Origin of the sequence: Bacillus sp. B25(2016b) (assembly GCF_001679765.1) — a bacterium.
Classification (GTDB): domain Bacteria; phylum Bacillota; class Bacilli; order Bacillales; family Bacillaceae_G; genus Bacillus_A; species Bacillus_A thuringiensis_K.
On sequence record NZ_CP016285.1, the window covers coordinates 4,686,691 to 4,712,378 of the forward strand.

Consider the following 25,688-nt stretch of genomic DNA (forward strand, 5'->3'; position numbering starts at 1 on the left):
GTTCAAAAAAAAGAAAGGATAAATATCTTATTCTTTCTTTTTTTCCATTGTCTTAATGACCGTATTTATACGATAATCACCATAATGTAAAACATCTGCAAGAGCCTCTTCTAATTGCTGATGCGAAGATGTGTGAAGAGTCATGACATAGCACCCATCGCCGCTTATACGATACATTTCAGTAATTACGTCCGTTTTTTCAAAAAAGTTTTGAATTTGATTATGATAGTGCGGTGCATGCAAAAATAGTGTAACAAAGGTCATAATAGATCCTTCTAGCTTAGCCCTGTTGATATTTATCGTATATTTTTGAATGACACCTGCCTCTTCTAATTTATGAATTCGTTTCCCGACAGCCTGACCAGTCAAATGTACTATCTCCCCAATTTCCTTCCAGTTCATTCTAGCGTTTTCTTGTAGTAATTGTATAATCTTAAAATCTGTCGAATCAAACATGGACATCCCCTTCCTATACGAAACGAATTCTATAAAATCTTCATTTCCCCTACAGTTTAGCTCGAAAATTTTGCAATACAATCGATTGGCTCCATTAGGAATTACATTATTGTTAACGACTTTCCTTCTTCATTACAATGTATTTGTTGGATTACTCGTAGGCACTACAACAAGCTAGCGATTTTTTATAAATATGAACATTTTTTAGGAATTAGTTTATCTTTTTTTAATGTTTTATTTAGAGGCAGTTTATAGTCGAGTATTAACATAAGAAACGTAGCAACTAAGTTTATATATGACGCACTGCTACTATAATCGCAAACCGTACTACTTAAAATTATAAAATAAGGAGACGATAAAACATGAACAAAAAAACAAAAACACTATCATCCATACTGCTCGGATTCACATTAGCATTAACAGGGTGTGCTGGTACTAAAGCTGAAGAAAATCATGGGAAACAAAAACAAGAACAAGTTGCTAAAGAAACAAAACAGGAAAACAAATTAACTAAAGGGCAAAAAATGGCTAATATTCTTAGCGAGACGAATTGGCAAGGTACACGAGTGTATGACAAAGATAAGAATGACTTAACAAAAGAGAATGCAAACTTCATTGGTCTAGCAAAATATGATGCGAAGTCAGGCAGATATGAATTTTTCGATGCTAAAACAGGTGCAAGTCGTGGCGATAAAGGAACATTCTTTGTCACAAATGATGGGAAGAAGAGAATATTAATTTCAGAATCAATGAAGTATCAAGCTGTCGTTGACATGACAAAACTAAATAAAAATGTATTTACTTATAAACGAATGGGGAAAGACGCTAACGGTAAAGATGTAGAAGTTTTCGTTGAACATGTTCCATATAAAGAAAAAGAACTTTCTTTCACTGATCCTGACAAGCAGCTGAACACGACTACAGGAGATATTGTTAAAAACGTTGATGGAGATAAAATTTTAGGCGGTACCCTTTGGCACGGAACAAAGGTATTAGACGAAGCTGGTAACGATGTAACACAGTTTAATTCGAATTTTATAAGTCTAGCAAAATTTGATGAAAAATCTAATAAATATGAGTTCTTCAATAGCGAAACAGGTCAAAGCCGCGGTGATTATGGCTACTTCGATGTTGTACACGAAAATAAAATAAGAGCCCATGTTTCAATTGGAAATAACAAATACGGTGCTGCTCTTGAACTTACTGAACTAAATAAGAATAAATTTACGTATAAAAGAACTGGTAAAGACCAAGCTGGTAACGATATAACTATATTCGTTGAACATGAACCTTATAAAGGTGATATGAAACCACAATTTAGCTTTTAAAAACGTTTGATTAAAGAGCCTGTACTGAGTTACAGGATCTTTCTTATTAAGCAAGAGAACGAAAAGACGAAAAACATGTAGCTTTTCGTCTTCACAATATTCCCACCTTATAGTTGATGATTTACAAAACCTAAAAACATACCGATACAAAATAAAATTTGTGACTAAGTAAAAAGCGCCCTACTTATAGGGCGCTTTTTTTATACTTAATGACTAATACTAGCTGTTGGGTATAATGTTGTTCCTCCAATTGAAACTTTTATTTCATTTGTTAATGGAACGTTTTGTTCATTAATAATTGTTCTCCACCATTCCCATGCAAGACCTGTACATTCTCTTGCAACAATTTTTATATTTTTTGAGTTCGGTGGAAGTGGGATAACTGTAGAGTAATGAGCCGTTTTGTCTTTTCCGCTACCATCCCATGTTTTATGTGTTAGTACTTCGTTACCCTTTTGGTCAAATGTGAATTCATCCCAAGATACATCAAATTGAGCAACGTAAGCACCGTAATGATCAAGTGTCATTTTAGCACTTGAATATTCTGTAGTTGTCGTCTCAATATAATCTGTATTGTTATGAACAGCAGCAGTTGCATTATCTTTTAAGAAAGTACTTGTATATGAAATTGGGTATGCTGGATTTTTAAGACTTAATTCAGCATTATCTTTAATGATATTTCGGATTTCATTGAAATCTTTAGTAACAACCTTGTTATGCTCTTTCGCATCTCCGCCTAATACTACAGCAGTAAAGGTACTTTCTTCAAAAATATCTTTATACTGTCCACTTGCTTCAACGCTGTTATCCTTAAGTAAGGCTTTAAAAGCAGCTTGTACATCTTTACTCTTAGATGTTGTTTCTAATTTTACATAAATCGTTCTACCATAAGCTACATTTGAAACCATAACAGGTGGAGCCGAATTACTTACGCCTTTTCGAGTTAACTCATCAAAAGTAACACTATTATCAAAAAGGTCGGATGGATTGTTAGGTAGTTCAGCACTTACCGTATAAAATATTTGCTTATATGCGGCAACCATCACTTTTTTCTCTCCATTTGCAACCGCATTAAAATCAATGTTTAGACTGTTATCAAGATATTTAGCGTTAACATTAAGAGCACTTGCGATTTGTGATTTACTATAAACCATAGATTCCGTATACTGCATTCTTGCAGGTAACGTATGTGTTGTAGAATACTTTTCATTCCAAGTAGATACTAAATCGTCTACTGCTCCAGCTACATTACCATATGTCGGATTTTGGACAGTGATTGTATTTTCTTTTCTCATACCCGGTAAGTCTATACTAATATTCAGAGGCTTTCTCTTAGCCACTAATAAACTTGGTTGATTGTCTGCAAAAGCTTTATTTGCAAGTTGTACAGCTCCTGGGTACGTGCGATTCACTACAGAATCAATAATTGAAATATCGACTGGTGACGTTGCAAGTGATTTTTTCTCGCGTTCCACCACTACAAATTTACCATTTGAATTGATACTTTCTTTCGGAACAAAACTCTCTACTTTATCACCATTTATAGCTAAAACCTCTTGATTATTATATTTAAGATTTGCTATACCAGTATCAATGCCACTAGCATTTTTGGTTACATCAGTTGCATTACTTGCTTGTGTTTCTGCGAAGGAAATAGATGAATAATTAATAGTGCATAGACTGACTAATAAACATGCAAGGAACTTTCTTCTTTTAGTGTTTTTCTTAATATTCAGAAAAATCACCCCGTTCTTTTTTTAGTAAAATATGATAATGATTGATAAATGATAGCTAACTAATAAACTTACATAAATGCTTTTAAAAGTTCTTGAATTAACGGGATTACGCCACCTACAAATTTTAATACTGCCATTGCGATTTCCATATTATTTCCTCCTTTTTATTGCTACGAAAATGTAATTTATCTTTATGCCCTCATTATAGTGACCCCTTACACTTTTATCAATACACTCTGGTATGCAATATTACATATAAAAAAAACAAGCTGAATTCTTTTAAAAAGTTATACAGAGATATTTTTTTCGTTTGGTACATACTTGAAAAGGTGAAGCATTCTTTTGCATTTTATGAGTAGTCACATAAAAAAAGCTGCTGCCTATAAAATATAGACAGCAACTTCAACTAGAGTAGCTTGCATAATCTACGCAAGCTACAGTATTTTTTACATTTTATAACTAATAAACAGCGATTGGCCCATAAGGACCTTTAATAATTTCTATTCTTGTTTCAAAAATATCTGTCAAAAGTGTTGAGTCCATAACTTCTTCTACTGTTCCAAAAGCAGCAATTTGTCCATCTTTCATAGCACAAATTTTATCAGAGTATTTGGCTGCAAAATTTATGTCATGCATAACAGTCAAAATTGTTCTTCCAAATTCATTAGCTGCACGTCTCAAATGCTCCATCATTTGAACAGATCGAGCAACATCCAGGTTATTCAGAGGCTCATCCAAAAGTACATATTCAGTCTCTTGGCACAATACCATCGCTACGTATGCCCTCTGTCTTTGACCACCAGAAAGCTCATCTAAATATCTATTCTCTAAATTAGTTAAATCTAGGAAGTCGATATATTTAGAAATGATAGCTTCATCCTCTTTCGTTAATCTTCCCTTTGAATAAGGAAAGCGCCCGAATCCAACTAATTGTCTAACAGTAAGCCTCGTTACAAAATGATTTTCTTGTCGCAATATAGTCAAAACTTTTGCTAAGTCTTTTGATTTGGATTCAGAAACATCCATATTTGCTACCTGAATTTGACCTTCATCCATATCTAAAAGTCTGCCAATCATCAAAAGTGTCGTTGACTTTCCAGCACCATTTGGTCCAATTAAAGAAGTAAAGCCTGCTTTTGGTATTTCAATATCCAAAGGTCCTATTTTTACCTTATCAGTATAGAACTTTTTAACATTATCAATTTTTATCATAAAGCCCTCTTCCTTAAAACTATAGTTAAGAATATAATTCCACCAAATAATTCAATAATAACTGAAACTACACCTTGAGCATGGAATACATGATACATTAAAAAGTATGCGCTCGTCATTATTAAAAATCCTATAGCAAAAGCCATCGGAAAAATATATCTATGATCATAAGTTGCCGCTGCCTGATAACTCAAAGTTGCCACTAAAAAGCCGTAGAAAGTAAGTGGCCCAATTAGAGCTGTTGAAATGGACATTAAAATAGCAACTAATACAAGTGTATAAATTACACTAGGTTGATATTTAACTCCAAAAGAAGTAGCAACATCCTTTCCTAGTGACAAAACATTTAAATTCTTAGAATGAGCAAAAATTAATACCGCTACAATTATAATCATAGGAATTACAATAGGAAAATATGCAGGATCTGCATGATTAACAGAACCAAATAATCTTGCTTGTAGAATATCAAATTCTGAAGGCGCAAGTAGTTTTCTCATGAAAGTTGAAACTGAATTTAGCCCGGTACCAATAATAATTCCAACTAAAAGCATAAGTTGTAAATTCCCGTATTTACCGGAAAGTAACCATCCATAAAGTATCAAACTCATGAAGACCATAACAACAACTTGAAATAAAAATGATCCAATTCCATTAAAATTTATTAATGCACTAGCACCAAAGAAGAATATTGTACTCGTTTGAATTGCTGAATAAAGTGATTCGAAACCTAAAAGCGATGGAGTAATAATTTTATTATTCGTAATAGATTGGAATGCAACTGTCGACAAGCTATGGCAAACTGCAGCGATAATCATTGCAACAATAGCTACTATCCTTCTCTTAACGACTGGGATAAAAGAAGGTGAATCTATCGGAACTGGATTGTTATAAACTAAAAGTCCATATGAAGAAAGAAGACCTAAAGCAATCAATGTTATCAGTAAAATCCAATAACGTCTTGCTTCCTTCTTAGACCGAAAAGCGCTAGCTGATCTACTTTCATTATGAAGGCTAGAATCGATTTCGACATTTTCTTTTTTTCTATATTCTAATGTGATCATCGTAGCCTCCTTGGTTTTCTTTGTCTCAATAAAATAGTAATAAACACGACTGCTCCTACTGTTGCAAGTATTAAAGAAACAGGTAATTCAAAAGGCTGTATAATTGTTCGAGAAATGATGTCACAGGCAGTTATTGATCCCATTCCGATCACACAAACCCAAGGTAAATTACTCCTAAGATCATCACCTCTAAACATTGAAACGATATTTGGCACAATTAATCCTAAGAAAGGTAAGTGTCCAATAACAGCTGCAACAATTCCAACTGCAACAGAGATAAGAGCAGTCCCAAAAAGAACAATTCTATTGTAATTAACTCCAAGACTTGTTGCGACATCTTCTCCTAGTCCAGCTAAAGTCAATCTATTCGCATACATAAAAATAAGAAAAGTAATGATAACAATCAGCCATAAATATTCATATCTTCCCACCTGAATGTTAGCAAATGAACCTACAAACCAAGTTTCAATACTTTGCGTCTTTTGAAAAAGGAGTCCTAAAAAAGTAGACACTGCAGAAATTACTGCTCCAAGCATCAATCCAATAATCGGAACAATTAAAGACGAACGAAGCTTAACTCTTCTTAAAAATAGAAAGAAAATCATAGTTCCTATAAAAGAAAAAATGATTGCACCAGTCATTCTTTGAACTAAAGTCGGGGCAGGAAATAGTAAATACACAAAAAGCAGGCCTAAGCCTGACCATTCAATCGTCCCCGTTGTAGTAGGTTCAACAAAGCGATTCTGTGTAATGAGTTGCATTACGAGCCCTGCCATCGCCATCGCAGCTCCAGTAAGCATTAATGCAGCTGTTCTCGGAACACGAGTTATGAAAAACATCTCTGTCCCGTCCTCTTGTCCACGTATATCATAAACTCCAGTAAACAGTGATATAATCCCTAAAATTATAACAACTATAATGGCTATTATAAAAGGTTTTGTCCATAATTTATTGTGATTATAAAACTGGGGTTGAGAAATATTCTCAACCCTAGAAATTATATTTTTTGACACTGTTTCGTACTCCTTTACACTACTTAGCTAAAGTTTTTGCCATATTTCCAAATAACTCTATATAAGTTTGAATTGATTCATTTGTGTAAGTATCTTCTGGTGCATAAATAACTTGTTTTTTAGAAACAGCAGTTGTGTTTTGAAGAGCAGGTGATTTAGAAATAACATCCTTAGCAGGTGTTGACTTAGCTGCATCAGATGTTGCAGCATCACGATCTAATACGAAAATCCAATCAGGATTTGTTTGTGCAATAGCTTCAACAGAAACGTCATCACCTTTATGACCTGCAGTAGAATTTGAAACTTCTAACGCTGGAGTCCAACCGAAAATTTCATACATTGGTCCCCAAACACGACCAGAGTGCGGCGCAGCAAAACCAATATTACCACCAGTAACGATAACACTCATAACTTTATCTTTTCCGTTATAAGCAGATTTTGCTTTTTCAATAGATTTATCAAAATCAGCTACTAATTGTTTAGCTTCTTTATCTTTATTAAAGATTTTTCCTAAAGTAATTGTAGAATCTTTAAGTCCTTTTACTAAGTTTTCGCCAGGCTTAGTAGCTTTCTCAGAAACATCAAAATTAAGATCAATAACTGCTGCATTTGGTACTAATTTTTTGATTTCTTCGTAATGGTCAGCAAATCTTTGACCAACGATTACAAGTTCAGGATTTGCCGCTGCAATAATTTCTAGATTTGGTTCACGGTGATTCCCAATATTTTGAACTTTTTCATCCTTTTTATATGCTGAATCAGCAGGCATGATATCCTTTGGAGCAGCCGCTAATTTAATTCCCCAATCAGATAAAGTTTCAAAAGTTCTGTTATCCAAAGCAACTACATTCTTTGGGTTTACAGGGACTTTAACAGTTCCATGGGCATCAGTGATTTCAACCGTTTTTGGCTTATCACTACTATTATCTTTATTAGCTTTTGACTCTTTAGTATCATTACTTGGATTTGAGCAAGCTACTAACATTAAAGTAAAAATTGCTAGAATACTCACTAATTTTAAAAGCATAGATTTTTTCATATGTATACTCCTTATAGTGTGATTTATTTCGAAAATGATGACATCCATAGATTGAATTAGAAAGTAACTTTTATTCAATTGAATCGCTATTGATAATCATTTTCATTTGAACATCCTGTTAATTAGTATAGTCTTTAATTCTGTGAAAATCTTGTGAATGGTGTGAATTAATAAAATCAGGCACACAAAGTAATATATGAAGTCGGGCGTGTTGATTAACCTTTATTCTTCAGAGCGTGTCGATTTCTTTCGAGTAGACACTTTCATTAGATCCGGTCTCAACTAATGCGCGCTAGAATCGTCCCCTACACAATACCAAAAAGATGAGCACCTTATAAACCATAATTTCCCCTGCAAAAAATGCTCATTAATAGCTAATGTTTTCATAATCCATTACCTGATAGAAATATTTTTTTACATCTTTTCATACTTCTCAGGAACTATTTGATCATCATATTTAATAAAAAAACGAGTAAAACTGAATGAAATAGTTTTACTCATTTTTTATTATTCAATCATTGAATAGCCTCTGCCGTGTATCGTTTGAATATATCTGTCTTTCTTCTCACACTTTAACTTTTTTCTTACATAACCAATATATAAATCTACTACATTTGGATTTACTACTACGTTATATCCCCAAACTTGATTCAACAGCATTTCACGGCTCAATATTGTGTTTTTGTTTTTGATTAAAAATACAAGCAAATCGTACTCGCGCTTAGTAAGCGAGAGGTTTTCGCCACCCTTTTTCACAATATTGCTAGATGCATCAACAAAGAGATCTTTAAACTGAAAAAAGTTTATCTCATTTTGCTGGTTACAATCACTTCTTCTTAAAATAGCTTGAACTCTTGCTACTAATTCTTCTTTCGCAAATGGTTTTCTTATATAATCATCTGCTCCTGCTTGTAACCCTGCAACGCAATCCTTACTAGAAATATTGTCAGTCACAATAATAATCGGTGTCGTTTTAACAAGTCGTATTTGTCTGCAAATTTCTGGTCCTGATATACTTAATGAATCCCAATCCAATATGATAATATCCCAATCTTGTTCATATATTATATTTAAACCTTCGTTTTCATTGTGAAGTTTTAAAATGAAATAGCCTTCTTGCGTTAGACCGCTTACGATTTTCTTTGCTGAAGACCGTTCATTTTTAATCACCAACACCTGCTTCACCGATGGTTCACCTCTACTTCAATATAACTTAGTTAGATAAAAATTATCCCAAAAAACAATTTAAGATTTATAAATTTAAACCTCCTAAATAATCCATAAAAACAGCTTATTAGGAGAACTCTATATAATCTTACAATAGGTATGGATAAAAACACAAAGCATATGAAGATTTGAATACAGTGAAATCTTCATCCCCCCCCCAATTGGGCGTTTACTAGCAGCTATAGTATCTACCTGCTTATCATCAATAACTATTCATTCAGTTTCTATTTCAGGGGTACCCCCCTCAACTTAAATATTTTATAAAACCACAAAACAAAAAGAACCAAAACCTTACCTTATTTTGCAGCATAAGTCTGCCGTAAATCGCAATTTTTAGGGCCATTCCTTATATAATTTGAAACATATTATTGCCAAAAGTTGTTTATAAACCCATAACTTTGCCGAGAATACCTGTTCTCTCAAATGCGATTTCTAATTAATTACTAAAACTTGAAACAGATATACAAACAACGGTTTAAGAGGAGAATTTATATTAAAAGGAGAGTTACGAAAAACGTTGGAAAAAATTATAGGAAGAATTACCAACGTCAGTGTGATTGCCCTTCTTGTGGCACAAAATGCAGCGCTCAATATTAGAAACGAAGCAATGCGTCTCTTAACCGTAGGAACTACGGGGATAGCCTATACTAAGGAATCCCCCACTTCAAACAGTCCTTGAGAGTGTTAAATGGTCAGTAGTTCAAAATATAATCGTGTTTTGTACATCTGATAGTCTGTACTGAAACTAAAATAATGAGGAATTAATATAATGAACAGTTCCACTATTTCACTAAATAACATTCTAAAAAATATATTCGATTAAAAAAGACGACGCTAAATACGTCGTCTTTTTTAATCAGAAAAGTGAAATCTCAAGAATTTCTTATTGAATCAAAGCCCATCATCTCTTAGTTCATACCTAGATAAAACTTACACTGTTTTCCATAATGATAAGGCATAAATCCAATTTGGATCCCCATTTCCTTGATAACTCTGGACTGCTTCATATATTTTTCCCTCGTGTAGAACTCTATCTCCTTTTTTATATGCTTTCTTTGCATTCCACTCTTCATATGAATCGTTTTCAGTTTTTGTAGTAATTGTAAATACATCACTTTGTACGGATTCATTTCCAGCTACATCAACAGCTTTCACCACATATTTATAAGTAGTATTAGCGAGTAGATTTTTATCCATATAAGAAGTCGTATTGGCTGTTGCAATCTTCTTCATTGATCCTTCTGTTTCTCTATAAATATCATAATGGTCTACACCAATATTATCGTCAGAAGGACTCCACATTAGATCCACACTTGACGTTGTTGTTCCCATGCTATGTAATCCTTTTGGTTGTGTTGGTGCTTCTGTATCAGGAGTCTCGACAGTTGTTTTTACTGTAAGCGATTGGCTTTCTTTCGATACATTCCCAGCTGCGTCAATTGCTTTTACAGTATAAGAATACTCTGTACTTGCTTGTAATTTTTTATCAATAAAATGAGTGCCTGGTACTGTGTCAATCATCTCTCCGTTACGGAAGATTTGATATCCTTTTACCCCTATATTATCCGTAGAAGCGTTCCATGTTAATTCTATACTATTCGCTGTTACTTTTTGTGTCTGAAGTCCATCTGGAATACTTGGCGCTTCTATGTCTGGTTTCACATCATTAATAAGATTAACATCAATTACATTATAGAATGCATTTGCTGTATCAGCTACATCCCATACTGCTAAAATCACATGATAGCCACTACGATCAGTAGGTACATTGATTTTATGAGTTAAATTATTTGAAGCCGTAGAACCATCATGTTGTACAGTTCCAATTGGTTCAAAATCCGCTCTCGTAAGCGCTTTATTTGGATTCCATCCTTTTTTGGTAATATAGTAATGCCATTTGCTCGTTAAGTGAGGTGCTGTATACTTCCAAGTAAATGTATTTTCACCACCAGTGATTGTATTTTTAAACCAACGACCTGCTGTTTGTTGATCTAAAATACCACCAAATTTCCCACCTGCAGACGCGATTTGTCCATCAGCTGGGCCCCCTTGTGGGAATCCTTTTGGAGCTTCTAAACTCTGTGGTTCATACATAACACTTCCGCAGTTTCCATTTAGTGCACCATAAGTTGCACTACATAAAGCAGATCGGCTACCAGGTTTTTCAACAAAACCATGTGCAGAAGCATTTTGAGGAATAATTGTCGTGCCAATAATTCCAGCTGTTAATACAACTACTCCTAGACTTCTTTTGTTCATTTTCATGTTTTGTAGTTGTTTTAAAAATCGATTATTCATGTTTACGTCCCCTTCTTGTTATACTTCGTAGTGTAATGTGGGCTTTGATGTAAAAGAATAACAAGAGACAAACTTGTACCGATGTATGTATTAGTTATGCATACACCGCATTGAAAATAAATTTTGTTTCTTGTGAAATATTTCACTTGATGAATATATCATTACATAGAAATTATCGTAATATGTGCAGAAGTTGTGCAGAAACATTGAATGTTTTATTAATATATAACATTTAAAACTGAAATCACCTGTTAAAAAAGTAATATTTAACCGTCTGCATTTTCACCAACACATTCATTTCTCTTGTCTTAATATAAGTGGTTATGTTTAGTTATTCATAAGTAAACCGTGCGTACATTCTGTATTTCTTCAAGGTAATAAAGTCTTTTCTTCCAACGAAAAAAACTCCATTGAATTTGTATGCTTAGTAGCAATTTCAATGGAGTTTTTTCATGTCTCACTATTCGTTATAGCTTCGCAAGTTCATTTATCTACAATATAATTAATGTGCGCCACTTAATTTAACTAGAATTTTCGCTTGAGACTTATCATGAATTAATGCTTCAAAGCCTTGTTCAACGATATTATCTATATCCACTTTACTTGTAATAATTGATTGCGCTGGTAATCCTCCATTAGCAAGTAATTTAATGACCTCATTGTAAGTTTCATTGCTATATCCCACAGACCCCATTATTTTTACACCACTAAAAATTAATGAAGCAGGACCATTAAACTGGATATCTTCCGTGTGAAAACTGATAACCATCATTGTGCCACGAACTTTAGTTGATTGAATGGCTTGATTAAATGTTGACTCAACACCTGCAGCTTCAACTGTAACATCTGCTCCATCTGGGAATAATTTACGAATTTCTTCAACAGGGTTCACTTCTTTAGCATTAAAGACATGTGTCGCACCCATTTCAGTTGCTTTGTCGAGTCGACTATCCAATAAATCGACAACAATAATATTAGAAGCACCTGCAGCTTTTGCACCTAATACAGCAAATAACCCAATTGGACCCGCTCCATAGATAACAACTGTATCGCCTTCTTTTACATTTAAATCCTTAATTGATTGGAAAGATACAGCTGCTGGTTCAACCATTGCTGCTACTTCTAGTGGTAAATTATCTGGAATTTTAAAAATCGTTTTTTGTGGAAGTATCGCGTATTCTGCAAACCCTCCGTCAATATGTGCACCAACCGCGTCTATAGTGATGAAACGTTCAGTTTCAGCATTTGAAGGATCTTTAAGCATCATTGGATAGATACATACTCTGTCACCTTCTTTAAATTTCGTAACATTAGAACCGACCTCTACAATTTCACCAGAAAATTCATGTCCGATTACCATATTCGTATTCATTGGTACTGAATCTGGATGCAAATATGCATGCAAATCAGAACCACAAATACCAGCCCATGCTACTTTAACTTTCACATCATTCGGTTGTAATTCTTTCACTTCTCTTTCCTCAATACGAATATCTCTTTCGCCATACCACACTGCAGCTTTCATAAAATACCCTCCCTTAAATCATTTCAATATTATATATGAATTTTCATTTAACATTAGATTAATTACATTTTTTAAAGCATGAAAGCACATTTCTTTTGCTCTTTAACCTTCCTCATCATTCCTTCCCTCCTTTGCTATGTTCATTAATCTATCATAGGTTTTGAAGGAATTCGCTGAGCAAAAAATAATATATGTCTCAAAGTGAGACATATATCTCGAATTGGTTCATTTATTTAGAAATTCTTAGAAATCCTGATTAATTCTTCTTTTGAATATGGATATTCATTCCCTATCCATTTTTTTATAATCTCAAAAAAACCACTACAGTAGAAATCACATAGTACCATTGGGTACTCAGAGTTTTGGATTCGTTTGGAAAGAGAATCATTATATTCCATTGAATTTTCATATAAATTTTCTGCACCAAACTGAATCAATTTTTCGTATAACTCAAGGCTATTATTTTTACTGGTAATATTAAAAAACAATGTACGATTAACATCTATGTATTCGATTATTTCCTCAAACAATGTACGTTCTAAATCCAAACCCTGCTTTGTTTGTTCAAAGAGATTTATTGCAATGGAATTTGACACATCACTAAATAACACATATTTATCTTCGTAATGACGGTAAAATGTGCTTCTATGAATCATTGCTTTTTCACAAATATGATTAATTGTAATGGATGAAAATGTTTTTTCTTTTAATAATTCCATGAACGCATCTTTTATTATGTTTTGTGTGCGTAAACGTGTAAAATTGCTCAATTCAAGTATCCTCCTACAATTTAACTCCTAAGTAATGCTTGATATTATAATGGTTTTGACTGCATGATCCTTTTTTCTTTTAGTATGCCTAAATCCATAATAATATGGAATTCTTTCCCCTAAATATAATACTTTTTATGAAGCTGAGATGGATACTATAGACTTGGATTCATTAAAAAATAAAATGATTTAAAATTTTAGCTTGATTGCTCTAATTTATGAATAAAATTGGCCCTGGCACTTATACCAGAGCCAAAATGCTTATTTTATATGAAGTAGTTCACTTTTCACAGGGAAAGAACTTAATCCATATATGGTACTACTATCTGAAATAGGAGTGGGAAGATTCTGGTCAATAAACAAAAATGATTTATATCTTTTTATTAATTCCGTTAATACAATTTTAGCTTCTAATCTAGCTAGAGGAGCACCTAAGCAAAAATGGATTCCATGTCCGAATGTAAGGTGAGGATTACGCCTACGATATATATTGAAACTATCAGCATCTTTAAATTGATGCGAGTCACGGTTAGCCGATCCAACCCATGCTGAAACGATTTGATCTACTTGTAAAGTTTGGCCTTTTAATTGAATCTCTTTTTTTACTCTGCGTACAACCCTTTGAACTGGTGAACGATACCGCAATACTTCTTCAATTGTTTTTGGAATAAGAGATATATCCTGTTGTAATTGCTCATAAACATTTGGATGTTCTATTAAACAATATAGTGCGTTTCCAAGTAAATTCGTTGTTGTTTCATTTCCTGCTACTAATAGCAGTTTACAAAACGCTACTAATTCCTCGCCCGAGATATTTATATCCGCTTCACTTTGAACTAATAAAGAAATAATGTCATTTGAATCTTTTTTGGCTTTTCCTCGATTGAGTTGGATCATCTCTTCAAAAAAGTCCCCTAATTCATTTTCTGCTTGTAAACGTGTATGAAAAAATTCTGTCAAATAGTCCGGATCTTCATGACTGGGTGAACTTACGATAATATCAGACCATTTCTTGAATCTTTCCATATCCTTAGCAGAAACCCCTAACATTTCAGCAATTACTATAACGGGTAATGGATAGAATAACTCTTGGACAACATCAAAAGTTTTACGATTGGATAACTGGTTGAGTAAATCGTTTGTAATTTGCTGGATTCTAGGCTCCCATTCTCTTAATGCTTTAGGAGTGAAAGACCGATTTACAATAGACCGTATTTGTGTATGCTTTGGTGGATCCATCCCAAGGATACTTTGTGGAAATGGTGATTTTTTCTTCTCAGGCATAATATTAGAAAAGTACTCTTTATCCTCTAAAACAGTTTTTACGTCTTCGTACAAAAAAACATTCCACATGTCTGCCTGATGATTAAAACAAATAGGCTCCTTTTCCCGCATCTCTTTGTACCATGCAAATGGTTTATACGGTTCTTCTAAAGCCTGTTTTCCTATCAGCTTATTTGTAGGAATCATATCAATTGATTGATAAGGTGTTTTCATGTATAACAATCTCCCCTCAAAAAATAATTTCCATTAAACCAAGGGAAATTGACGTTGTATAAAAAAATCTGTCAAAGAGAAAACAACAAGCTCTATGCTTTCTTGCCCTATTTTTTATATTTAAGTCTGTTTGGTGTTAAATCAGCTAAACTAAAAGAAAAAGCATGATCCTTCTTTATACTGCAAGAAGGGCATGCTTTTTTGTTTACAATACAACATATAGACCCCACATCGATTCATTTCAAAGTAGTTCATTCCCCATTAGATATTTTTCTATCCCTCTGAAAGGGAGAGTAACGGTCAAAGCACATGTAAAAAGTCAATAAAATAACTAATTCATAGATGCTGACTTTGGTACTGTATATACTTTATACCGTAACAAATTTATCGAGAAATGAACCATTTTGAGATAAATGTCTCATTTTGATACATATACACATTTTTGTTTATCGCTTTCCATTGATGCCTATGATAAATTGCTAAACATAGCTAGCTTACAATTTAATTTTGATGATTTCGTTACAATTAAATTTCTAAAAATAATATTTCACCTTTCATATCATAAAAAATTAAAAAGGAGTTTTTAAAATGAAAAATCGAGTAAATCCAGAGTTATTACCAGGGTTAGAAATGTATCCAGATCAAGATTTACGCCCAGAGTGTTTGCAAGCAATGAGAGAAGAAGCTGCACGAGTCTTCCCAGCTACCGTCGTTGATGAATCTCTTTCTTTAACAGAGGAATTTATTGAAGGACCTGATGCGAATCAAGTACGAATAAAAATTTATCGTCCAAAATCAAATAATGAAGCCTTACCTGCCCTGTTATGGATACATGGTGGTGGTTATATCTTAGGCTCTATAAATGATAATGAAGATCTTTGTGTGAAATTTGCAAAAGAAGTTGGCTGTGTAGTCGTTTCTGTAGACTACCGTTTAGCTCCTGAACATCCTTATCCAGCCCCAATTGAAGATTGTTATGCAGCATTAAAATGGATTGCTGATAATGCAGAAGCATTAAATATTGATTCGAATCGAATTGGTGTTGCAGGAGTGAGCGCTGGAGGGGGACTAACAGCAGCATTAACGTTATTAGCCCGTGATCGACAATACCCTTCTATCTGTTTCCAAATGCCGCTCTATCCAATGATTGATGACCGTAATAATACACCTTCTACAAATGAAATTAAAGAAGGATTTGTTTGGAATCAAAAATCAAATGAAGCTGGCTGGAAAATGTATTTAGGTGAATTATATGGAACGGATCACATTCCTGCTTATGCAGCCGCTGCTCGAGCAGAAGATTATCGTAATCTGCCACGTACCTACACATGTGTTGGTCAATTAGATCCATTCCGTAGTGAAACATTAACCTATGTAACGAAACTTGCGGAAGCTGGTGTTGATGTTGAATTCCATTTATATCCTGGAGCTTATCATGGGTTCGAAATGTTCCACCCAGATGCTGATATATCTATTCACGCCTTGAATGATTATGTACGAGCAGTTAAGACTGGTTTGGCAAGAAAGTAGCTTAGGTATAGACTTAATCTCTTTACAAAAGAACCACTCGCAAATGAACTAGATCCAAAAAGTTGGGCACATATTTAAGCAGCTAATAAGGATTGAACTCTGTATTATACAGGGGGCAATCCTTTTAATTTTTTTATGGGGTATTTTCCTTTCTTAGGTTGATAGCGATAGGGTATCAACCTAAAAATAACAAGTTCCTAAAAACAAAAAGATAATTCAGGTAACTATATAAGGATAAAATTTTATTTTAAAATGTAAATTTGAATTAAAGCCTTAATATTTGTAAAAAAGACAAGAAACTTTGAAGAAAAAAAGCTTAGCTTGATGAATCTTATTTATATATATAATTGGCCCTAGTGCATCTGCACTAGGGCCAAAATATTTATTCTATATGGATAATTTCACTTTTTACCGGAAAAGTTTTTAATCCATATATAGAACGACTATTGGAGATAGGAATGGGAAGATTATGGTCAATAAACGAAAAAGATTTATATTTTTTCATTATTTCTGTCAATATAATTGTAGCTTCTAACCTAGCTAGTCGAGTACCTAAGCAAAAGTTGATTCCATAACCAAACCCAAGGTGAGGGTTTCGCGGACGATGTATGTTGAAACTATCAGCATCATTGAAATACTGAGAGTCACGATTAGCTGATCCAATCCAAGCTGAGACGATTTGATTTACTTTTAAAGTTTGGCCATTTAATTGCATTCCTTTTTTTACTCTACGTACAATTCTTTGAGTTGGTGAACGATAACGTAATACTTCCTCAATTACTTTTGGAATAAGAGATAGATCCTGTTGTAATTGCTCATAAACATCTGGGTTTTCTATCAAACAATATAAAGCGTTCCCAAGTAAATTCGTTGTTGTTTCATTTCCCGCTACTAATAGTAGTTTACAAAAAGGTACTATTTCCTCGCCTGAAATTTTATTGTCTGCTTCACTTTGAACTAACAAAGAGATAATATCATTGGAATTTTCTTTTGAATTTCCTCGCTTGATTTGTAGGATTTCTTCAAAAAAGTCCCCTAATTCATTTTCTGCTTGTAAACGTATATGAAAAAATTCTGTTAAGTAATCCGGATCTTCATGACTCGGTGAACTTACGATAATATCAGACCATTTCTTAAACTTTTCCATATCCTTAGCAGAAACCCCTAACATTTCAGCAATTACTATAACTGGTAAAGGATAAAATAACTCCCTTACAATATCAAAAGTTTCACGATTGGATAACTGAGTAAGAATATCTTCTGTGATTTTCTGTATTCTCGGTTCCCATGCCTCTAATACTTTAGGAGTGAAAGACCGATTTACAATAGACCGAATTTGCGTATGCTTTGGTGGATTCATCTCAAGGATACTTTTGGGAAATGGAGGCTTTTTCTTCTTGGGCATAATACTAGAAAAATGTTCTTTATCCTCTAAAACTATTTTTACATCATCATACAAAAAAACATTCCACATATCATTCTGAGGATTAAAACAAATAGGTTCTTTTTCCCGCATTTCTTTATACCATGCAAATGTTTCATATGGATTTTCTAAGGCCTTTTTTTCTATTAGCTTATTTGTAGGAATCATAACAATTGATTCATAAGTTGTTTTCATATATAAAAATCTCCCCTCAAAAAATCAGTTTCATTACATAGAATTTAATTCACCGAATGATATTCGGTATAATTGAAATTATATAACAATCAACCATGTTTTCAACCCACTTTTTCATATCTAAGATATCAGTTAATATATAATCAAGGAGGAATAAAATTTGTGTAAAAAAAATCTGACCAAAAGAAAACAACAAGCTCTACTAACACAGAGCAATATATCTCATGTGTTTTTGAATTTAACGAAAGAAAAAAAATTTGAGAATATAACAATTGAAGATATTTGTAAAAAAGCAAATGTCTCAGTAGGAACTTTTTATCATTATTTCTCTTCCAAAGAGGATATTTACAAAAAAATATTCCAACAAATTGACGAAAACCTACATGTTGAATTAGAAAATATTGATCAACATACAACAGTGCAAACGACTATTTTAAATTTCTTCCAATGCATAGCTGAATATACAACTAAATTAGAGTTACATATCAATCTTCTTAATGATTTAAACAAACGATCATTTATATATGAGCCTTCATTAATTTACAAAGCTCTAAAAGGTTTTGTTTATAAAGGACAACTCGAAAAAGAATTAACAAATGATATGAGTGTAGAAGAAATAACAACGTATCTTTTTACATTCGCTAGAGGGCTTATATTAGATTGGTGTATTTTAGAGGGAGCATACTCTTTAGAGCAGAGAATGGCTACTTATATGAAGTTGGCATTGAAGTCTTTACAACCATAAATTTCATTCAAGCTCTATGCTTTCTTGCCCTATTTCTTATATTTAAGTCTGTTTGGTATTAAAGCAGCTAAACTAAAAAAGCATCGGACCGAAACGGACATCAACGGTATCAAAAAAGCGAGTCCATGAACGAATTTCGCTCATGAACTCGCTTATAATCTTTATGGGACTTTTCATTGCCCTCCTAGGCGGGTGAAGGGCTTTTCATGGGAATATAAATTCCTTGTTATGATTGTAGGCTTTCAAGAGCCGAGTTGCGGTAATTGTTATTTTGCTCAACGGTAGCTTCTGAAAGTGCCTTCTTCAACGCCACAGCATTCAAGTCCTCCTCGATAAAATCAGGCGTTCCAGAAGCAGGCGTTCCAAGCTGAACACGCCATGAATCATCAATGGAACCGCCATCGACAGGATCAAAGCCGAGTGAGTTGACAAGCTTCATCACAATCACTTTGGATGCAGGATCGTCTGCAAAAACCGGTAGCGCAATCCGGTCCTCAGCGCCTTCCGGTTTCGCCAAATCAACAATACGCTGAGACACGATGTTGCTGAACGCTCTGACGACTGGGGCGCCGATTTGCTGCTCCACCCAACGGCTTTCCGTTTTTATGCTGCCATCCAGGAGTTGTTCAATTCTACCATCCCGGTGTACAGTATAGTTGTTAGTATCGATGATAGCAGCCTTAGCTTGCCGAAGATCGAACAATCCGCGAGGGAGTGACGCAATTTTGCCGAAAGGGATTGAAAGAATAATAAGATCGGCTCCACGAACTGCTTCTTCATTAGTCACCGGTTTCGCTCCGGTGAGAGTTACGACCTCTACTAATGTGTCTGGTCCACGTGAATTTGAGATGTTAACCTGATGCCCCAAAGCAACAAGCTGTTTGGCCAAAGTTGACCCGACAAGGCCAGCGCCAATAATTCCAATATTCATACCCGTATTCCTCCAATTCAAATATAATATAGAAACACTATTCAAAATAAAATAAAACGAAACAGAACAGTTCTGTTTCGTTTTCATGTTATAGAATAGATTTTCCAATGTCAAGAAAGAAATGAAGACGTACAGCCGCTACACAACTATTGGTTAAGGTGCAGATCGATTAAGCAAGCCGACACTTTTTTTAATTGTTCTCCTGAAATATCCGCTCCTACAATCGGTGCTGTGGAAAATGCGCCATTAATGACAAGCAGAAGCTGGTCAGCCAATGTATCATCTGAAGCCCCGGCTTCTTTTGTGAGCCGCTGTAGGAGATTTCTTAACGCCTCGGTATGCTTTTGAACGAGATGTTGGATAGGATTCTGATTTGAAAATTCGGCATGGGCATTCAAAAAAACACAACCACGAATTCCAGGCTCGGTCAACAAGGCATTAATACTTTCCACTAAAGCAAATATTTGCATACGTGGCGATCCCTCGTAGGCAGAGACGGCATCATTAAACTGAACCCACAAACTTTCACTCTTTTCTTCTAGGTAAGCGATAATTAGATCATCTTTTGAAGGAAAATGACGATATAACGTACCTTTGCTCACTCCGGATACTTCCACAATTTTATCAACACCTACGGCGCGGATGCCTTCGTTATAAAATAACTCAGAAGCCACGTCCAAAATTTTCTGACGAGCCGATTTACGGGTTTGGTTCATCTATAAACACCTGACCTATCTATAAAAATGATAAAACTTCGCCTTTAATGAGGCAGTTCTATCGTACCATCAATATCTTTTTACCACAATGTATGAAGATTTTTTATCATACATTGTGCCTTCATATAAAACAGATTATTAGGCTAGTATATCGAAGAGAGAACGCTCACTTCCTGTGCAAAGGAGAAATACTTCACCGAATACTGATAACTATAGGCTTCTATGTATGGACTCGACATATCCCCACTGTGCAATCCACGTGTGTAGTGTATGTGATAACACAAGAGATTGTTGCTGAGCATTAACATCTAAACTAATAGGCTACAGCAATTTTGTATTTTTTATATTACTTATTTTATCAGCTTGATACAGCAGTAATGCTTGCAAGCTTGTTTATAAAATAAATAAAAGATGCTTTTACATAAGAGGCTTACCCTATCGCCATCAAACTAAAAGAACGAGTTACCCCAAAACAATAAACATGAGCAAAATGCAAAAAAATTTCGTTCTGGGGAGAGTATGAGATTTTAACTTTTGGGCATACCCTTCGTCCCTCATTAGGTAATTTTTCAATAAGCTCGAAAAGGGAAACATGAGCTAAAATATGTGTATAAAGACAAGAGTCATGAATGAATTTGATTACTGATTTTGGTACTGTTTATATTTTCTACATATCGTTAGAAGTTTATTGAGAAATGAACCAATTTGAGGCTTTTGTCTCATTTTGAAACATATACACATTTTTGATTATCGTTTCCCTCTAATGCCTATGATAAATTACTAAACATAGCTAGGCTATATTTTAATTTTGATAATTTCGCCACAATTGAATTGCTTAAAATAATATTTCACCTTTCAGAAAAAATACTGTAAAAAGGAGCTTTTAAAATGAAGAATCGAGTACATCCAAAGTTATTACCAGCGTTAGAAATGATTCCAGATTTTGAGTTACGTCCAGAGAACTTGCCAGCAATGAGAGAACAAGCCGCACTAATCTTACCAGATATTACTGGTGATGAATCACTTTCGATAACAGAGGAAATCATTGAGGGGCCTGATGCGAATCCATTGCGATTAAAAATTTATCGTCCAAAATCAAATGATCAATCCTTACCTGCCCTGTTATGGATACATGGTGGCGGTTATATCTTAGGCGCTGCAGATGAGAATGATATCCTTTGTGTGAGATTTGCAAAAGAAGCAAACTGTATGGTCGTTAATGTTGATTACCGTTTAGCTCCTGAACATCCTTATCCAGCTCCAATTGAAGATTGTTATGCAGCATTAAAATGGATGGCGGATAACGCCGAGGCTTTAAATATTGATTCAAATCGAATTGGGGTTGCAGGAGCGAGCGCTGGTGGCGGACTAACAGCAGCATTAACGTTATTAGCTCGTGATCGACAATATCCTTCTATTTGTTTCCAAATGCCACTTTATCCAATGATTGATGATCGTAATAATACGCCTTCTGCGAATGAAATTAAAGAAGGATTTACTTGGAATCAAAAGACAAATGAAGCTGGATGGAAAATGTATTTAGGAAAATTACATGGAACGGATCATATTCCTGCTTATGCAGCGGCTGCTCGAGCAGAAGACTATCGTAATTTACCACGCACCTACACATGTGTTGGTCAATTAGACGCATTCCGTAGTGAAACATTAACCTATGTAACGAAACTTGCAGAAGCTGGTGTTGATGTTGAGTTCCATTTATACCCTGGAGCTTATCATGGGTTTGAAATGTTACCTTCAGATGCTGATATATCTACTCATGCTTGGAATGATTATGTACGAGCAGTGAAGACTGGTTTCGCAAAAAAGTAACTAGGGTAGCGACAAAAGATTTCAAAATAAAGGAGGATTTATAGTGAAGAATAGAGTTCATCCAGAATTAAGAGAAATGTTTTCTGTATTACCAGAAGTAGATAATAGCCCGGAAAATTTCCAACAATATAGAAAATGGGCTAAAGAATCTTTTACTGCAACAGTTTTATCATCGAATGATAAAGTTACCGTATCTAATCGATTTATACCTGGTCCTGAAAGAGCGCCTGAAGTTAGAGTTCGCATTTATGAGCCAACTAAAAAAACAGAAGCTTTACCTGGGGTTCTTTGGATACACGGTGGTGGCTACCAAGTGGGATCACCCGAAATGGATGACAAACTTTGTGAAAAGTTCGTATTGGAAGCCAACTGTATAGTGGTTTCGGTTGACTATAGATTAGCACCAGAATATCTATTCCCTGCACCACTTGAGGACTGCTATGCAGCTTTACAGTGGGTTTCTAATAATTCGGAAGATCTTAGTATCGATTCTTCTCGAATTGCAATTGCCGGAATGAGTGCAGGCGGTGGACTTACAGCAGCCCTTGCTCTTTTAGCAAGAGATAGAAAAGGACCTTCAATCATATTCCAAATGCCGCTATGCCCAATGATTGATGATCGTAATATAAAACCTTCTGCTTTTGAGATAACGGATTCAAAATTATGGAACAGAAAAGCTAACATCTCTGGCTGGAAAATGTATTTAGGTTCAGTTTATGGTGAAGAGGTATCCCCATACGCTGCTCCAGCTCGTGCGACTGACCTTACAGGACTTCCACCAACGTATACAATGGTGGGTGAAATAGACCTATTCCGCGACGAAACAATTGAATATGCAAATAGATTAATGCAAGCTGGAGTACCAACAGAATTTCATGTTTATCCTGGTGGCTACCATGGATTCGAATTGATAGTGCCTAATGCTGAAATTAGTCAAAGAGCTGAGGAAGAATATATTGGTGCATTAAAGCAAGCATTACAAAAAACAGAAATTTAAAGGTAAGTGTAATAAAAAATTGATTTACTACTATCTATTTATTTCCCAAAGCTACTCTATTCAAGGATTGATGATCGCAATAATACAAGCTTCTGCGAATGAGATTACAGAAGCTTGTATTGGGAATCCAACATCAAATGAAGTTGATTGGAAAATGGAGTTTTTGTATTTGCTGTTAAATAAGAATTGAAGAATATTTTTTAATCAAACTTTATTCTAAAGCTACACCATAAGCAGAAAAAAACATAATCTTGTCCCAAAACAAAAATATTAGTAATTCATCATAAAAAGTGCTCCTAGCTAAATCAAGGAGCACTTTTTATGAAACATTATTTTTTATTAGCTTATGAACCACCTTATTATAACAACCATGTTTTACTACTTGCCTAACATCATCTACTTCAATTCCCATTATCTCTGTAATATCTACAACAATTGTATTCTGTAGAACACTTACTACATATCCCGTTAATTGTAAATTAGGATTTTTACGATATGAAAATTGAACGTAATCTCCAATTGTTACCTTTGTTTTATGCTCCATTTTGTCCCTCCTTGAATCATCATTAATTATTGATTAGGTTTCCCTTTTATTGCTTCTCCATACTGTTTGGCAAGTTTATAAATTGAAAAGCCTAGTAATTATTAGGCTTTTTGTTTAACTCATTTATGTTCTACATAATAAATCTCAAAGTAAAACATCTATTCAAAAATTACCACTCTAACACCTTTTTTAAAACCCAACGTATAATGCTATGAGCATTTACAACACGTTCTTGGTCCCTGTTAATAAGAAAAACCACAGCAATTGCTGCGGTTTTTCTTATTGAAACTGTGAAATTATAATTTCCTATTCTAAATAATAAATAAGCTTAGTTCTCATATTTATCTTTCTATGGACCTTTAAAAATAAATTTCTTAGCTTGTTGGATATGTAGTGCTCCTCCTATAGCAAATCCTATATCAATAGATGTATTCAATTTTTGGAACCATAAATTTGCCACAAACAAAAAGAACCATAACCTCGCCAATCCGGCAAAATTATGGTTCATATCATATAAAATAAAAAAACCACCAAATATGTATTGGTGGAGACGGTGGGAGTCGAACCCACGTCCAAAAATATCGGCACTTAAGCTTCTACGAGTGTAGTCGATATATTAGCATTTCGCGAACTCTTCGGCCTATCGACAGGCTTCCAAGTTGCTAGTCTGGTTGTTCTCTTCCTTTGTCCTCAGACGGCGAACTCCGGCGTAGTCCACTTAGTTTGAGTCCCTTACCCTACCACATGGACGATGGAGGGAGGAACCTTTAGTGCAATTAAGCAGCTAAAGAAAGATTGTTTTGTTTGCCAATTATAGGCTTTGACGTTTTAACGAGGCCGATCCCCTCGACTCGCAACCTAAGCTCGAACTATCCCTGTCGAATCCGTAACGTCCCCATGATAAAAATGGAGCATACGAAGAAAATATCGTGATAGCTACTAAGAGCTGTTTTTCAATGTGCAACAATCTTACATAAGTTATTATAACATACGTGCTCTATTTTACAAATGTAAATATCTGTATTACATCTTTTGGCGATCACGGAACGCGCGTGCAATTTCACGTTTAGCTTCTTTCTCTTTTAAATCGTGACGTTTATCGTATTGTTTCTTACCTTTTGCTAAGCCAAGTGCCATTTTCGCAAATCCATTTTTCAAATAAATTCTAAGTGGAACTAATGCGTAACCTGTTTCTTTCGCAGCACCCGCTAGCTTATCAATTTCTTTTTTATGAAGAAGTAATTTTCTCGTACGAAGTGGATCATGGTTGAAACGATTCCCTTGTTCATACGTATTAATGTGCATATTATGAACCCATACTTCACCATTATGTACACGTGCAAACGCATCTTTCAAGTTTACGCGTCCAGCGCGAATCGACTTAATTTCCGTTCCTTGAAGGACAAGCCCTGCTTCGTATGTTTCTTCGATGAAATAATCATGAAATGCTTTTTTATTTTGTGCAATAACCTTACCTGTACCCTTTGGCATATAACGTCCCTCCTCTATTTTTACTATTGTAACAAATGTTAATAAAAAGCGAAAGTGGCTCGCTCAGAATGTGAGGTGGATGGAGCTTCTGACCTTGAGGCGCTCTTTGCCTCTCGGGAAGAAG

General features: G+C 34.6%; 21 protein-coding genes and 1 other RNA gene. 5 read left to right on the top strand and 17 right to left on the bottom strand.

The genetic code is table 11. From position 1 onward, the window contains the following. Window positions 1–27: 27 nt before the first annotated feature. Window positions 28–456 carry an Lrp/AsnC family transcriptional regulator gene (locus BAQ53_RS24105; protein ID WP_000460474.1) on the bottom strand — a complete coding sequence of 143 codons (429 nt, stop codon included), beginning with the start codon at window positions 454–456 and terminating at the stop codon, window positions 28–30. Between the two features lie 362 nt (window positions 457–818). Here BAQ53_RS24105 and BAQ53_RS24110 point away from each other — a divergent pair, with 362 nt between their 5' ends. Further along, the gene (locus BAQ53_RS24110) at window positions 819–1,784 is read left to right on the top strand and encodes a DUF4822 domain-containing protein (RefSeq protein ID WP_208906314.1); all 966 of its coding nucleotides are present in this window, start codon (window positions 819–821) and stop codon (window positions 1,782–1,784) included. A gap of 206 nt (window positions 1,785–1,990) precedes the next feature. On the opposite strand, the gene alo is transcribed toward BAQ53_RS24110, so the two are convergent. The 10 genes from alo to BAQ53_RS24160 form a co-directional block, all read right to left on the bottom strand. Continuing rightward, window positions 1,991–3,529 (bottom strand): anthrolysin O/cereolysin O family cholesterol-dependent cytolysin Alo, encoded by a 1,539-nt coding sequence (gene alo, locus BAQ53_RS24115; protein WP_208906315.1) that lies wholly within the window; start codon window positions 3,527–3,529, stop codon window positions 1,991–1,993. A 450-nt stretch (window positions 3,530–3,979) separates the two neighbouring features. Further along, complete coding sequence (locus BAQ53_RS24120) at window positions 3,980–4,732, bottom strand: iron ABC transporter ATP-binding protein (RefSeq protein ID WP_000590060.1); 753 nt, start codon at window positions 4,730–4,732, stop codon at window positions 3,980–3,982. Beyond that, entirely contained in the window at window positions 4,729–5,793 is a 1,065-nt protein-coding gene (locus BAQ53_RS24125; RefSeq protein ID WP_000631241.1) for an iron chelate uptake ABC transporter family permease subunit, read from the bottom strand. Before BAQ53_RS24125 ends, BAQ53_RS24120 begins: the two co-directional genes overlap by 4 nt. Next, entirely contained in the window at window positions 5,790–6,806 is a 1,017-nt protein-coding gene (locus BAQ53_RS24130; RefSeq protein WP_000041820.1) for an ABC transporter permease, read from the bottom strand. Before BAQ53_RS24130 ends, BAQ53_RS24125 begins: the two co-directional genes overlap by 4 nt. Window positions 6,807–6,825: 19 nt before the next feature. Next, window positions 6,826–7,845, bottom strand: coding sequence for a siderophore ABC transporter substrate-binding protein (locus BAQ53_RS24135; RefSeq protein WP_000749441.1), 1,020 nt, complete (start codon window positions 7,843–7,845; stop codon window positions 6,826–6,828). A gap of 507 nt (window positions 7,846–8,352) precedes the next feature. Continuing rightward, a complete protein-coding gene (locus tag BAQ53_RS24140) occupies window positions 8,353–9,030 on the bottom strand; it encodes a response regulator transcription factor (RefSeq protein WP_000815817.1) in 678 nt (225 codons plus the stop codon). 972 nt (window positions 9,031–10,002) lie between these two features. Beyond that, window positions 10,003–11,370 carry a lytic polysaccharide monooxygenase gene (locus BAQ53_RS24145; RefSeq protein ID WP_208906316.1) on the bottom strand — a complete coding sequence of 456 codons (1,368 nt, stop codon included), beginning with the start codon at window positions 11,368–11,370 and terminating at the stop codon, window positions 10,003–10,005. 502 nt (window positions 11,371–11,872) lie between these two features. Beyond that, window positions 11,873–12,895, bottom strand: coding sequence for a 2,3-butanediol dehydrogenase (locus BAQ53_RS24150; RefSeq protein ID WP_000642462.1), 1,023 nt, complete (start codon window positions 12,893–12,895; stop codon window positions 11,873–11,875). 233 nt (window positions 12,896–13,128) lie between these two features. Beyond that, window positions 13,129–13,665 carry a TetR/AcrR family transcriptional regulator gene (locus BAQ53_RS24155; protein ID WP_000064555.1) on the bottom strand — a complete coding sequence of 179 codons (537 nt, stop codon included), beginning with the start codon at window positions 13,663–13,665 and terminating at the stop codon, window positions 13,129–13,131. A 261-nt stretch (window positions 13,666–13,926) separates the two neighbouring features. Then, a complete protein-coding gene (locus BAQ53_RS24160; protein WP_000856900.1) occupies window positions 13,927–15,162 on the bottom strand; it encodes a cytochrome P450 in 1,236 nt (411 codons plus the stop codon). Window positions 15,163–15,750: 588 nt separating this feature from the next. On the opposite strand from BAQ53_RS24160, the gene BAQ53_RS24165 reads away from it, so the two are divergent. Next, a complete protein-coding gene (locus BAQ53_RS24165; protein WP_000797648.1) occupies window positions 15,751–16,692 on the top strand; it encodes an alpha/beta hydrolase in 942 nt (313 codons plus the stop codon). A gap of 382 nt (window positions 16,693–17,074) precedes the next feature. Here the strand turns inward: BAQ53_RS24165 and BAQ53_RS24170 are convergent, their stop codons facing one another. Continuing rightward, a complete protein-coding gene (locus BAQ53_RS24170; protein WP_000859239.1) occupies window positions 17,075–18,310 on the bottom strand; it encodes a cytochrome P450 in 1,236 nt (411 codons plus the stop codon). A 160-nt stretch (window positions 18,311–18,470) separates the two neighbouring features. Between BAQ53_RS24170 and BAQ53_RS24175 the strand changes: the two genes are divergently transcribed. After that, the gene (locus BAQ53_RS24175) at window positions 18,471–19,055 is read left to right on the top strand and encodes a TetR/AcrR family transcriptional regulator (RefSeq protein WP_000335148.1); all 585 of its coding nucleotides are present in this window, start codon (window positions 18,471–18,473) and stop codon (window positions 19,053–19,055) included. Window positions 19,056–19,281: 226 nt separating this feature from the next. Here BAQ53_RS24175 and BAQ53_RS24180 read toward each other — a convergent pair whose 3' ends face one another. After that, window positions 19,282–19,986: an NADPH-dependent F420 reductase gene (locus tag BAQ53_RS24180; RefSeq protein ID WP_001020517.1), complete on the bottom strand. Its 705-nt coding sequence runs from the start codon at window positions 19,984–19,986 to the stop codon at window positions 19,282–19,284. 146 nt (window positions 19,987–20,132) lie between these two features. Next, window positions 20,133–20,702, bottom strand: coding sequence for a TetR/AcrR family transcriptional regulator (locus BAQ53_RS24185; RefSeq protein ID WP_001077083.1), 570 nt, complete (start codon window positions 20,700–20,702; stop codon window positions 20,133–20,135). An 888-nt stretch (window positions 20,703–21,590) separates the two neighbouring features. On the opposite strand from BAQ53_RS24185, the gene BAQ53_RS24190 reads away from it, so the two are divergent. Both BAQ53_RS24190 and BAQ53_RS24195 read left to right on the top strand, forming a co-directional pair. Next, on the top strand, window positions 21,591–22,532 hold the full coding sequence (locus tag BAQ53_RS24190; RefSeq protein WP_000797641.1) for an alpha/beta hydrolase: 942 nt from the start codon (window positions 21,591–21,593) through the stop codon (window positions 22,530–22,532). A 43-nt stretch (window positions 22,533–22,575) separates the two neighbouring features. Next, window positions 22,576–23,529 carry an alpha/beta hydrolase gene (locus BAQ53_RS24195; protein ID WP_208906317.1) on the top strand — a complete coding sequence of 318 codons (954 nt, stop codon included), beginning with the start codon at window positions 22,576–22,578 and terminating at the stop codon, window positions 23,527–23,529. 319 nt (window positions 23,530–23,848) lie between these two features. Here BAQ53_RS24195 and BAQ53_RS24200 read toward each other — a convergent pair whose 3' ends face one another. The 3 genes from BAQ53_RS24200 to smpB form a co-directional block, all read right to left on the bottom strand. Beyond that, on the bottom strand, window positions 23,849–24,073 hold the full coding sequence (locus tag BAQ53_RS24200; RefSeq protein WP_000400421.1) for a DUF2187 family protein: 225 nt from the start codon (window positions 24,071–24,073) through the stop codon (window positions 23,849–23,851). Between the two features lie 542 nt (window positions 24,074–24,615). Then, window positions 24,616–24,970, bottom strand: a transfer-messenger RNA (tmRNA) gene (gene ssrA, locus BAQ53_RS24205). A gap of 126 nt (window positions 24,971–25,096) precedes the next feature. Continuing rightward, on the bottom strand, window positions 25,097–25,564 hold the full coding sequence (gene smpB, locus BAQ53_RS24210; RefSeq protein ID WP_001123919.1) for an SsrA-binding protein: 468 nt from the start codon (window positions 25,562–25,564) through the stop codon (window positions 25,097–25,099). Window positions 25,565–25,688 lie beyond the last annotated feature (124 nt).

What these genes read in the sequence shown, in the direction of transcription:
- BAQ53_RS24105 (WP_000460474.1), bottom strand. Translation starts at nt 456, where the DNA reads ATGTTTGATTCGACAGATTTTAAGATTATACAATTACTACAAGAAAAC.
- BAQ53_RS24110 (WP_208906314.1), top strand. Translation starts at nt 819, where the DNA reads ATGAACAAAAAAACAAAAACACTATCATCCATACTGCTCGGATTCACA.
- BAQ53_RS24120 (WP_000590060.1), bottom strand. Translation starts at nt 4,732, where the DNA reads ATGATAAAAATTGATAATGTTAAAAAGTTCTATACTGATAAGGTAAAA.
- BAQ53_RS24125 (WP_000631241.1), bottom strand. Translation starts at nt 5,793, where the DNA reads ATGATCACATTAGAATATAGAAAAAAAGAAAATGTCGAAATCGATTCT.
- BAQ53_RS24135 (WP_000749441.1), bottom strand. Translation starts at nt 7,845, where the DNA reads ATGAAAAAATCTATGCTTTTAAAATTAGTGAGTATTCTAGCAATTTTT.
- BAQ53_RS24145 (WP_208906316.1), bottom strand. Translation starts at nt 11,370, where the DNA reads ATGAATAATCGATTTTTAAAACAACTACAAAACATGAAAATGAACAAA.
- BAQ53_RS24150 (WP_000642462.1), bottom strand. Translation starts at nt 12,895, where the DNA reads ATGAAAGCTGCAGTGTGGTATGGCGAAAGAGATATTCGTATTGAGGAA.
- BAQ53_RS24160 (WP_000856900.1), bottom strand. Translation starts at nt 15,162, where the DNA reads ATGAAAACACCTTATCAATCAATTGATATGATTCCTACAAATAAGCTG.
- BAQ53_RS24165 (WP_000797648.1), top strand. Translation starts at nt 15,751, where the DNA reads ATGAAAAATCGAGTAAATCCAGAGTTATTACCAGGGTTAGAAATGTAT.
- BAQ53_RS24170 (WP_000859239.1), bottom strand. Translation starts at nt 18,310, where the DNA reads ATGAAAACAACTTATGAATCAATTGTTATGATTCCTACAAATAAGCTA.
- BAQ53_RS24180 (WP_001020517.1), bottom strand. Translation starts at nt 19,986, where the DNA reads ATGAATATTGGAATTATTGGCGCTGGCCTTGTCGGGTCAACTTTGGCC.
- BAQ53_RS24185 (WP_001077083.1), bottom strand. Translation starts at nt 20,702, where the DNA reads ATGAACCAAACCCGTAAATCGGCTCGTCAGAAAATTTTGGACGTGGCT.
- BAQ53_RS24190 (WP_000797641.1), top strand. Translation starts at nt 21,591, where the DNA reads ATGAAGAATCGAGTACATCCAAAGTTATTACCAGCGTTAGAAATGATT.
- BAQ53_RS24200 (WP_000400421.1), bottom strand. Translation starts at nt 24,073, where the DNA reads ATGGAGCATAAAACAAAGGTAACAATTGGAGATTACGTTCAATTTTCA.
- smpB (WP_001123919.1), bottom strand. Translation starts at nt 25,564, where the DNA reads ATGCCAAAGGGTACAGGTAAGGTTATTGCACAAAATAAAAAAGCATTT.